Source organism: Streptomyces sp. NPDC057424 (genome assembly GCF_042803315.1).
In the GTDB taxonomy this organism is placed as follows: domain Bacteria; phylum Actinomycetota; class Actinomycetes; order Streptomycetales; family Streptomycetaceae; genus Streptomyces.
In genome coordinates this window covers 188,294-197,708 of the sequence record NZ_JBHVCP010000008.1, presented here as the reverse complement: position 1 = coordinate 197,708, position 9,415 = coordinate 188,294, and the positions used below count along the sequence as shown (strand labels likewise).

Here is a 9,415-nt window from a genome sequence, read left to right as displayed (position 1 = left end):
GGATCCCTCTCCTCGATCCGGCCCGACGACCTCGCCGCCACCGTCGTCCGCGCCCTGGCCACCGGCGTGCCCGCGCTGGACCCGGCGCGGATCGACGACGTCTACTGGGGCGCCGCCAACCAGGCCGGCGAGGACAACCGCAACGTCGCCCGCATGGCCGCCCTGCTCGCCGGCCTCCCCGACTCCGTGCCCGGCGCCACCGTCAACCGCCTCTGCGCCTCGGGCCTGGAGGCCGTGACCACGGCCGCCCGCACCATCGCCGCGGGCGAGGCCGACATCGTGATCGCGGGCGGCTCCGAGTCGATGAGCCGCGCCCCCTTCGTCCTGCCCCGCCCCGACGAGGCCCTGCCGCACCGCATGGAGACCGCCGACACCCGCCTCGGATGGCGGCTGGTCAACCCGGCGATGCGCGATCTGCACGGCATGCTGGCCATGGGAGAGACGGCCGAAGAGGTCGCCGCGCGGTACGGCATCCCCCGCGAACGCCAGGACGGCTTCGCCCTGCGCAGCCACCAGCGCGCCGCCCTGGCCCGCAAGAACGGTCACTTCGACGACGAGCTTCTCCCCGTGGAGCGCCCCGACGGAGTGGTTGTCGACACCGACGAGTGCGTCCGTGAGGACACCTCGTACGAGAAGCTGTCCCGGCTGAAGCCGGTCTTCCGCGACGGCGGCACCGTCACTGCGGGCAACGCCTCGCCGATGAACGACGGCGCCGCCGGCCTCCTCCTCGTCAGCGAGCAGGCCCTGAACGACCTGGGACTGGAGTCCCTGGGCCGCTACGTCGCCGGCGCCTCCGCCGGTGTCCACCCCGACGTCATGGGCATCGGCCCCGTCCCCGCCACCCGCAAGGTGCTGACCCGCGCCGGCTGGAGCGTCGGCGACCTGGACGAGGCCGAGTTCAACGAGGCCTTCGCCGCACAGGCCCTGGCCTGCGTGGACCAACTCGGCATCGACCCGGAGCTGGTCAATCCCAGTGGCGGCGCCATCGCCCTCGGCCACCCCCTGGGGTGCTCCGGCGCCCGCATCCTGACGACGCTGCTCCACCGGATGCGGCGCACGGGGGCGGGGCGCGGGCTCGCCACGATGTGTGTCGGGGTGGGGCAGGGCAGCGCGGTGCTCGTCGAGCGGGCCTAGCGGACCTGGCGGGCGGGGCCCACCAGGCGAGACGGCGCTTACGAGCACCTGTTCGTTGCACATAGCATCAGTGTTCGCATGAACACCATGACGCTCTGGCACATCACCGGCTGGGAGTTCGCCGCCCTCGCCTTCGCGGCCCTGCTCGTCGGCTTCTCGAAGACCGCAGTGAGCGGGGCCAACACGGTCAGTCTCGCCATCTTCGCGGCGGTGCTGCCCGCCCGCGCCTCCACCGGCGTGCTGCTGCCCGTCCTGATCGCCGGGGACCTCCTGGCCGTCGCCACCTACCGGCGGCACGCCCACTGGCCCACGCTGTGGCGGCTGTTCCCGGCGGTCGCGGCGGGCGTCGTCGTCGGCACGGTGTTCCTGGTCTGGGCGGACGACGCGATCGTACGGACCTCGATCGGCGCGATCCTGCTGCTGATGGCCGCCGTGACCGTGTGGCGCAGGCGCACGGCCGACAAGGAGGAGGAGCCGGAGTCGGTCACCACCCGGCCGGGCCGCCTCAAGGCCCGCTCCTACGGTGTCCTCGGCGGCTTCACCACCATGGTCGCCAACGCCGGGGGCCCCGTGATGTCGATGTACCTGCTCTCCGCGGGCTTCCGCAAGCTCGGCTTCCTCGGCACCTCGGCCTTCTTCTTCCTGATCGTCAACGTCTCCAAGCTGCCCTTCAGCGCGGGCCTCGGCCTGATCGACGGCAGCTCGCTGCTCCTCGACCTGGCGCTCGTGGTCTTCGTGGTGCCGGGCGCGCTGTTCGGCAAGTGGGCCGTGCACAGGATCAACCAGCGGCTGTTCGAGCAGCTCGTCATCGCGGCGACCGTCGTGGGCGGTCTGCAGCTACTCCTGCGCTGACTCCCGCAGCAGCTCCGGAAGGTCCGCGAAGGAGTCGATCACGTGATCGGGCGTGCCGTCGGCGTCCCGCAGCGTCTCCGGCCGGAACTTCCCGGTCCGCACCAGCACCCCCGTGACCCCGGCCCGCTGCGCCGCCAGCACGTCGGACTCGACGTCGTCCCCGACCATCACCGTCTCGTCCGCGCCGACGCCCAGCCGGGCGAGCGCCGACTCGAAAAACGCCCGCGACGGCTTGCCGGTGATCTCTGCCTCCACCCGCGCGGCCCGCTCCAGCCCGGCGAGGAACGCCCCCGAGTCCAGCCGCAGCCCCTCGTCGGTACGCCAGTACAGGTTGCGGTGCATCGCCACCAGCCGGGCCCCGTGCTGCAGATGCCCGAAGGCCCGGTCGAGCGCCTCGTAGCCGAACTCGGGACCGGCCCCGCCCACCAGGACGACATCCGGCTCGGCCCCGGTGCCACTGGTCTCGACGACGGTGACACCGTCGAGGTCCTCGGCGATGTCACCGCTGTTCAGCAGCGCGCACCGGGCGCCCGGACAGTGCTCCGCGAGGTAGGCGGCGGTGGCTGCGGGCGCGGTCAGGATGTCCTCGGCGGACACCCGGAACCCCGCCTCCGCCAGGGTCCCGGCGATCGACGCCCGGGTACGGGAGGTGGTGTTGGTGACCAGCAGGACGGCGAGCCCGGCCTCCCGGACCTCCCGCAACGCCTCCACGGCCCCGGGCAACGGCCGCCACGAGACGGTGAGCACCCCGTCGATGTCCACGAGCACGGCACGCACGGAGTCCATGCCAGGACGATAGCCACAGTCAGCACCCTCCGCCGCTCGGCCCCCGTCCCGCCGCCGGCCGCCCGGGAGGGACCTCGTACGCTCGACGCCGTGTCCCTTCACGTCCTGATCCTCGGCGGCACGGCCGAGGCCCGTGTCCTGGCCGCCGCGCTGGCCGCGCGCCCCGGTGTCCGCGTCACGACGTCCCTCGCGGGGCGCGTCGCCAAGCCGGGGGCGCTCGACGGGGAGATGCGCGTCGGGGGATTCGGCGGGGCCGGGGGCCTGGCCGGGTGGCTGCGGGAGCAGGGCGTGGACGCGCTCGTCGACGCCACGCACCCCTTCGCCGAGGCGATCACGGCCAACGCGGCCCGCGCCGCGACCGAGACCGGCGTACCCGTGGTGGTGCTGCGCCGCCCCGGGTGGCGGCCCGGTCCCGGGGACCTCTGGCACCCCGTCCCCTCACTGGACGCTGCCGCGGACCTGCTTCCGCGTCTCGGCCGCCGGGTGCTGCTCACCACCGGGCGCCTCGGCCTGGCCTCCTTCGCCCACCTGACGCGACTCCACTTCGTCGTGCGGTCGGTGGATCCCCCCGAGCCGCCGATGCCGCCCGACACCCATGTGCTGCTCGCCCGCGGCCCGTTCACCGTCCCCGGCGAGACTGTCCTGCTACGGGAGCACCGCGTCGACGTCCTGGTGACCAAGGACAGCGGGGGAGCGGCGACGGCGGCCAAGCTCACAGCGGCCCGGGACCTCGGGCTGCCGGTCGTGGTCGTACGGCGGCCGCCGCTGCCGGACGGTGTGACGGCCGTTTCCGATGTGGAGGGCGTGCTGGAACGGCTGGGGCTGGGGCAGGGCGGTCACACCGAGCCGGGGTGACGGCGCAGCAGATAGGTGTCCATGATCCAGCCCTTGCGCTCGCGGGCCTCGGCCCGCAACCGCTCGATGCGGGGGGCGGCCTCGGCGATCGGGCCGGAGACGAGGATCTCGTCCGGAGTGCCGATGTAGGCGCCCCAGTAGATGTCGACCTCCTCGTCCGCGTACTGCCGGAAGGTCTGGTGGGCGTCAAGCATCACCACCACGTCGTCCACGCCCTCCGGGAAGCCCTCCGCCAGCCGCCGGCCGGTGGTGATCTGAACCGGCCGGGCGACGCGGTTGAGGCCCGTGCGGTGCCGGGCGACGAGCGCCGAGACGCTGCTGATGCCGGGCACGACGTCGTACTCGAACGCCACGGCGCCCCGCTCCAGCACCTCCTCCAGGATCCCCAGCGTGCTGTCGTACAGCGACGGGTCGCCCCACACCAGGAACGCGCCGGTCTGCTCCTCGGCGAGCTCCTCGGTGATCAGCCGCTCGTAGATGTCGGCACGGGCGCTGCGCCAGTCCCCGACGGCGGGGGAGTAGGCCGCGCCGCCGGCGCTCCGGTCCCGCTCCGGGTCGCGCGCCTCGACGACGCGGTACGTCCCCTGCGGTACGTGCGCGTCGAGCATGTCCCGGCGCAGCCCGGTGAGATCCGCCTTCACCTCGCCCTTCTCCAGGATGAAGAACACGTCCGTGCCCCGCAGCGCCCTGACCGCCTGGAGGGTGAGCTGGTCGGGGTCGCCCGCACCGATACCGATGACATGAATCTTTCGCACGCCATGAGTCTGCCGCACGGGGGTGAGGGCGCGTTCACCGCGGTCGTTTCGGCGTCCCCCGGGTCCGGGGGCAGCGCTCCTGGCGTCGTCACAGCCCGGCTTCCGCACCCCGTGTCCCGGCTCAGCGGCCGGCTGCCCCATCCCGCAGCCGAGGGGCCCGCTCCCCCGCGTCCACCGGCCGGCCGTGCCGCTCCACGTCCTCGGCCAGGTCCCGTGCCCACGCGGCGACGCTCGCCACGTCGATCCCGTGCGGCAGCGTCTGACCGGAGCCGGACACCCAGGCCTCGGCCGCGCCCGCCCCGCGCCGCAGCAGCCGGGCCCCGCCCGTCAGGTTGCCGCGGGCGGTGTGCGTGAGCCCCACGGCGAGCTGGGCGAGGCCGCGCCACAGCTCGCGTTCCTCGTCGGGCCCCGACTTCCACGCGTCCTCGAAGACCTCGTGCGCGTGGAACGGCTTGCCCTCGTCCAGCAGCCGCTGGGCCTCCGCGACGGTTTCCTCGGGGGTGCGGACGACACCCTCGGGCTGCCGGGCCACACCGTCCGCGTCGTACGGCAGGGGCCGCCCGAGACCGTCCCGGGGCCGGGCGTTGCGCGCCCGCCCCTCGCTGTCGCGGTCCCGTGCGTCGCCCGGCCGGCCCGGGTAGGTCTCTCCTGTGCTGCCCATACGCCGATTGTCCCGCCCGGCCCGTTTTCGGCGCGGCCAGGGGTGTGGGGTAAGGTGCTGTTCGCGCGATCACGCGGCTCACCGCGGGTGGCGCGCACCGGGACGTGGCGCAGCTTGGTAGCGCACTTGACTGGGGGTCAAGGGGTCGCAGGTTCAAATCCTGTCGTCCCGACGGTGCGAAGGGTCCCGCAGGCCGACGCCTGCGGGACCCTTTTCGTCGTGCGCGAGTCGTCGTGCGCACGTCGTTGACCTCGAGAGCACTCCAGGCTGAAGACCCCCCTGTGTGCCCGCCAGGGAGACCGGCGCGACCGTCAACCAGGTCGTCCTCGCCCGGCAGATCGGCGGCGAACTGCCCGTCCTGCCGCTGGCGGCGGGCTCCTCGGTGGCGCAGCTGGAGGAGAACCTGGCCGCGGTGGACCTGGAGCTGACCACGGAGCAGCGCGCCCGGCTGGACGCGGCGCACCGACACCGTGGGACCGTGGAGGGGAACGGCATCCGGACCTCCGGAAGGAGCAGCGGCCATGACCACCCGCCCGGCCCACCCCGCGGCCTCGATCAGGACCACCCCGGAAGGGCTCATGTGGGAGCCCAGCGAGCGCTGGGTGCGCGGCCGCAAGGGCGATGTCACCGTCGTCGACAGCCGGCACCCGGTGCTCGTCTGGGAACCCGGACTGCCCGTGCCGCAGTACGCCTTCCCGCGCGCGGACGTCCGGACCGACCTCCTCCGCCCGGCCGAGAGCCCGCGAACCGGCACCCACACCGGCTCCCGGATCTTCTACGACCTCGACGCCGGCGGCGAGATACGCGAGAACGCGGCCTGGACGTTCCCCGCCGACGACCTGGCCGGGCACATCGCCTTCGAATGGTTCCTGCGCACCGACACGGGCCTCGACCACTGGTACGAGGAGGACGAGGAGATCTTCATCCACCCCCGTGACCCGCACAAACGCGTCGACGCGCTGCCGAGCAGCCGGCACGTGCAGGTCGAGATCGACGGACAGGTCGTCGCGGACAGCCACGCCCCCGTCCTGCTCTTCGAGACCTCCCTGCCCACCCGGTACTACGTCCCCCGCGAGGACGTCCGTCTCGACCTGTTCGACGCCACCGACCACCACACCGGATGCCCCTACAAGGGCACCGCCGCCTACTGGTCCTGGCGCGGCGAGGCCGACGTGCCGCCCAACCTGGTGTGGACCTACCCCGAGCCGCTGCCCGCGGTGGCGGCGATCCAGGGGCGCGTCGCCTTCTTCAACGAGGTCGTCGACATCACCCTGGACGGCGAGCGCCTGGAGCGGCCGGAGACGCCGTTCAGCCGGATGCTGCGGAAGGGGAGCCGCTCGTGAAGCTGTCGAGCAGGGCGTCGAGGCCGGCCGCGAGGCCCTCGGGACCGCCCTGCTCGGCGAGCGCGGCCGCCGTCTCCCTCAGCATCGGCAGTTCCTTCGCGGACAGCCGGTGCAGTCCGAGGCGGAAGGCCGGGTCGGTCTCGTCCGGGTTGTCCACCATCGGGCGCAGCTCCACGGACACGTAGCCCAGCAGCCAGGCCGTGAAGGCGCGGAACACGTCGGCCGCGGCCGCCTCGTCGAGACCGGCGCCCCGCAGCAGGGTCAGCACCCTTTCGTGATCGCGCAGCACCGCGGGGGGCCTGCGGGCCAGCGGGACCGCCAGCAGACGCGTGGCGAGCAGCGGCACCGCCTGCGGGTGCGCGAGACACACGGCGTAGGTCTCGCGGGCGATCCGGTGCAGCCCGGCCCGCCAGTCGGGATCCTCGCCGCCGTCGGCGGCCAGCCGTTCCTCCAGCTCCAGGTACAACGCCTCGACCAGCCCGTCCAGCAGGGAGTCCTTGCTCGCCGCGTACCGGTACAGCGCCATGGCCTCCACACCGAGCGCGGTACCGAGGCGGCGCATGCTGAGCGCCGAGAGCCCCTCACTGTCCACCAGCTCCAGCGCGCTGGCCAGCACCCGTTCCCGGCTCAGTCGGCCGTAACGGCCGCGGTCGCTGGCGCGGCGGGCCTCGTGCGGCCCACGGCCGTTCGCCATGCTGCCTCCTCGGTGTGCGCAGGGACGGAGCCGGCGGAGCCGACCCTCTACGACGTACACATACACGATCCGCGCCGAGTCGCACCTCGGCCGAGCGGCACTGAAGATGAAAAGAGGTGGTATGGGGTCATACGTGGGCATCTGGCTGGAAGGAGTGCCGGATGACGTTCACCGAGGAGCTGAGGGGGCTCCTCCCGCTGCGCCCCGCCCCTCTTCTGACGCGTCCCGTCGACGTGCTGGCCGCACGCAGGCTCACGGACTCGCTCGGTGCGGAAGGCGATCCGCACCGGCCCCGGCGGACCTTCTCCGACCTCCTCGTCTTCCGGCTCGACGACGGCGACGCGCAGGCCGCCGTGGTCAAACACCCCCGCAGCGCCCGGGCGGCCGCCTCGCTGGCGCAGGAGTGCGAAGCCGTGCGGCTGCTGACCCGGGACGAACGCCTCGGCGCGTGGCGGCGGCTGCTTCCCCTGGTGGAGGAACGGCGCCTGGACGGACCGCTTCCGCTGGTGGTGGAGACCTGCTTGCCCGGTGTGGAGGCCGATGTGCTGCTGCGGCGCTCGCCGGAGTTGGCCCGCCGGGTCACCGAGTCCGCCCTGGCGGCGATCCGTGAGCTGCACCGCGCCACCGGACGGAGCGAAGACGTGACCGCCCGGGTGGGCGACTGGGTGACGCCCCGGCTGGCCGTCCTCGCCGAGCAGGTCCGCTGGTGCCGGCGGGGCGAGGGCGCGGAAGCACTGGCGGCCGTGCGCGAACTGGTGGAGGGCGAGCTGGCCGGTCGCCGTCTACTGGTGGGGTGGACACACGGCGACTTCCACCCGGGCAACGTGCTGCTGGCGGAGCCCCGGGGAACCCTGTCCGGGGTGATCGACTGGGCGGGCGCGGTCCCGGACGGCCCCTCGCTGCTCGATTGCCACACCTTCGTGCTGACCATGCGGCACCAGCTCGCGGGGCGGGAGTTCGGCCGGGTCGTGGCCGATGTGGTGCGGCGGGCCTCCTTGATGCCCGAGGACCGGCGGCTGCTCGCCGACGTGCGGGCCCTGCCTTCCGGCCCGCGGGCGGAGACGGCCGTGACGTTGCTGACCTGGCTGTGGCACGTCGCGGGGAACCTGGAGAAGTCGGCCCGCTACGCGCGAAGTCACCGGTGGGTCGCCGGCAACGTCGTGTCCGTGCTCGGGGAGGTCATGGCGCACGAGGGCGAGGTGCCCGCCCGAGAAGCGGCGCAGAGTGCACGTTCCCGCAGGAGAACGCCGTGAACACACCCACTGAACTCCTGATCGACACCGTGGCCGGTCCCGCGCACGTCACCACCCCGGCCCCCCGCGCGACCTGGTGGGACCTGGCAGCGCGGGACCCGGACACCGGGGTCACCCAGACCCCCGCCTGGCTCGACTGCCTGTGCGATTCCGGACCGTACCGGGACGCCAGCCGTCTCTACGCGTTCCCCGACGGCAGCCGGATCGTGCTGCCCCTCGTCAGCAGGGGACGCCGGCCCCGGCGGCTGGACGCGGAGGAGTCCTGGCCGTCCGGCTGGGGCATCGGCGGGCCGCTGACCCCCGGGGGCGTAACCCCCGAGCAGGCGCGGTCGCTCTTCGACGACCTGGCGCACCGGCCCGCCCTGCGCGTCGGGGTGCGCTTCCGGCCGCAGGGTGCCGACGTGTGGGAGCGGGCAGCCCCCGGAACGTTCCGGCTGGAAGCCCACACGACGCAGGCGGTGGACCTCGACGGCGGCTTCGGCACCCTGTGGCAGCACCGCTTCCACACCCGGGTCCGGCGGGACGTCAAACGCGCCGAAAAGGCGCGTGTCGACGTGGAGGTGGACCGCACGGGCCGGCTGGTGCCCGTCTTCCAGGAACTGTACGACCAGTCCATCGAGCGCTGGGCCGCGCAACAGCACGAGCCCTTGGCGCTGGCCCGGTGGCGCAGGAGGCGGGAGTTCCCCACCGGGCGGCTGGCCGCGGTGGCCGCCCGGCTCGGCGCGTCCTGCGCGATCTGGATGGCTTGGGACGCCGGGGAGCCCGCGGCCTCCATCGTCGTCCTGCGGCACGGCCCGCACGCCAAGTTCTGGCGGGCCGCGATGAACCGCGACGTGGCCCATCCGGTCCGGGCGACCCCCCTGCTGTACCGGCTGGCCATCGAGGAGTCGTGCGAGCAGGGCTGCCGGATCTTCGACATGGGGGAATCTGCCCCGGGCTCCTCGCTGGAGCACTTCAAGGCGGGCTTCGGGGCCGTGAGCCACCCCTCCCCCCGGTACTGGCGGGAACGGCTGCCCGTCTCCTCGGCCGAGCGCGCACTGCGCACCGCCGTCAAACGCGCGATCCGGTTCCGGGACGCCTGA

General features: G+C 73.6%; 10 protein-coding genes, 1 tRNA gene and 1 pseudogene. 8 read left to right on the top strand and 4 right to left on the bottom strand.

Annotated elements, in window-relative coordinates:
* The coding region (locus tag ACFU3E_RS10400; protein WP_384154648.1) for a thiolase family protein at positions 1–1,134 on the top strand (1,134 nt) is incomplete at its 5' end.
* Between the two features lie 78 nt (positions 1,135–1,212).
* Complete coding sequence (locus ACFU3E_RS10395) at positions 1,213–1,986, top strand: sulfite exporter TauE/SafE family protein (protein WP_384154646.1); 774 nt, start codon at positions 1,213–1,215, stop codon at positions 1,984–1,986.
* On the opposite strand, the gene ACFU3E_RS10390 is transcribed toward ACFU3E_RS10395, so the two are convergent.
* On the bottom strand, positions 1,972–2,772 hold the full coding sequence (locus ACFU3E_RS10390; RefSeq protein WP_384154644.1) for a TIGR01458 family HAD-type hydrolase: 801 nt from the start codon (positions 2,770–2,772) through the stop codon (positions 1,972–1,974). The genes ACFU3E_RS10395 and ACFU3E_RS10390 overlap by 15 nt on opposite strands.
* Before the next feature lie 90 nt (positions 2,773–2,862).
* Between ACFU3E_RS10390 and ACFU3E_RS10385 the strand changes: the two genes are divergently transcribed.
* The gene (locus ACFU3E_RS10385) at positions 2,863–3,627 is read left to right on the top strand and encodes a cobalt-precorrin-6A reductase (protein WP_384154642.1); all 765 of its coding nucleotides are present in this window, start codon (positions 2,863–2,865) and stop codon (positions 3,625–3,627) included.
* Here the strand turns inward: ACFU3E_RS10385 and cobF are convergent.
* Both cobF and ACFU3E_RS10375 read right to left on the bottom strand, forming a co-directional pair.
* Complete coding sequence (cobF, locus tag ACFU3E_RS10380; RefSeq protein ID WP_384154641.1) at positions 3,609–4,382, bottom strand: precorrin-6A synthase (deacetylating); 774 nt, start codon at positions 4,380–4,382, stop codon at positions 3,609–3,611. The two genes, ACFU3E_RS10385 and cobF, sit on opposite strands and share 19 nt — an antisense overlap.
* Positions 4,383–4,503: 121 nt before the next feature.
* Positions 4,504–5,043 carry a DUF309 domain-containing protein gene (locus ACFU3E_RS10375; RefSeq protein ID WP_384154639.1) on the bottom strand — a complete coding sequence of 180 codons (540 nt, stop codon included), beginning with the start codon at positions 5,041–5,043 and terminating at the stop codon, positions 4,504–4,506.
* 98 nt (positions 5,044–5,141) lie between these two features.
* Here ACFU3E_RS10375 and ACFU3E_RS10370 point away from each other — a divergent pair.
* From ACFU3E_RS10370 to ACFU3E_RS10360, 3 genes and pseudogenes are all read left to right on the top strand, one after another.
* Positions 5,142–5,215, top strand: a tRNA-Pro gene (locus tag ACFU3E_RS10370).
* Positions 5,216–5,332: 117 nt separating this feature from the next.
* Positions 5,333–5,506, top strand: a pseudogene (locus ACFU3E_RS10365) (aldo/keto reductase); the annotation flags it as partial.
* A gap of 58 nt (positions 5,507–5,564) precedes the next feature.
* Positions 5,565–6,386: a DUF427 domain-containing protein gene (locus ACFU3E_RS10360; protein WP_384154637.1), complete on the top strand. Its 822-nt coding sequence runs from the start codon at positions 5,565–5,567 to the stop codon at positions 6,384–6,386.
* On the opposite strand, the gene ACFU3E_RS10355 is transcribed toward ACFU3E_RS10360, so the two are convergent.
* Positions 6,352–7,080 carry a TetR/AcrR family transcriptional regulator gene (locus ACFU3E_RS10355; RefSeq protein ID WP_384154635.1) on the bottom strand — a complete coding sequence of 243 codons (729 nt, stop codon included), beginning with the start codon at positions 7,078–7,080 and terminating at the stop codon, positions 6,352–6,354. The genes ACFU3E_RS10360 and ACFU3E_RS10355 overlap by 35 nt on opposite strands.
* A 161-nt stretch (positions 7,081–7,241) precedes the next feature.
* Between ACFU3E_RS10355 and ACFU3E_RS10350 the strand changes: the two genes are divergently transcribed.
* Positions 7,242–8,333, top strand: coding sequence for a phosphotransferase family protein (locus ACFU3E_RS10350; protein WP_384154633.1), 1,092 nt, complete (start codon positions 7,242–7,244; stop codon positions 8,331–8,333).
* Complete coding sequence (locus ACFU3E_RS10345; protein WP_384154632.1) at positions 8,330–9,415, top strand: GNAT family N-acetyltransferase; 1,086 nt, start codon at positions 8,330–8,332, stop codon at positions 9,413–9,415. Before ACFU3E_RS10350 ends, ACFU3E_RS10345 begins: the two co-directional genes overlap by 4 nt.

What these genes read in the sequence shown, in the direction of transcription:
- ACFU3E_RS10375 (WP_384154639.1), bottom strand. Translation starts at nt 5,043, where the DNA reads ATGGGCAGCACAGGAGAGACCTACCCGGGCCGGCCGGGCGACGCACGG.
- ACFU3E_RS10355 (WP_384154635.1), bottom strand. Translation starts at nt 7,080, where the DNA reads ATGGCGAACGGCCGTGGGCCGCACGAGGCCCGCCGCGCCAGCGACCGC.
- ACFU3E_RS10350 (WP_384154633.1), top strand. Translation starts at nt 7,242, where the DNA reads ATGACGTTCACCGAGGAGCTGAGGGGGCTCCTCCCGCTGCGCCCCGCC.
- ACFU3E_RS10395 (WP_384154646.1), top strand. Translation starts at nt 1,213, where the DNA reads ATGAACACCATGACGCTCTGGCACATCACCGGCTGGGAGTTCGCCGCC.
- ACFU3E_RS10390 (WP_384154644.1), bottom strand. Translation starts at nt 2,772, where the DNA reads ATGGACTCCGTGCGTGCCGTGCTCGTGGACATCGACGGGGTGCTCACC.
- ACFU3E_RS10360 (WP_384154637.1), top strand. Translation starts at nt 5,565, where the DNA reads ATGACCACCCGCCCGGCCCACCCCGCGGCCTCGATCAGGACCACCCCG.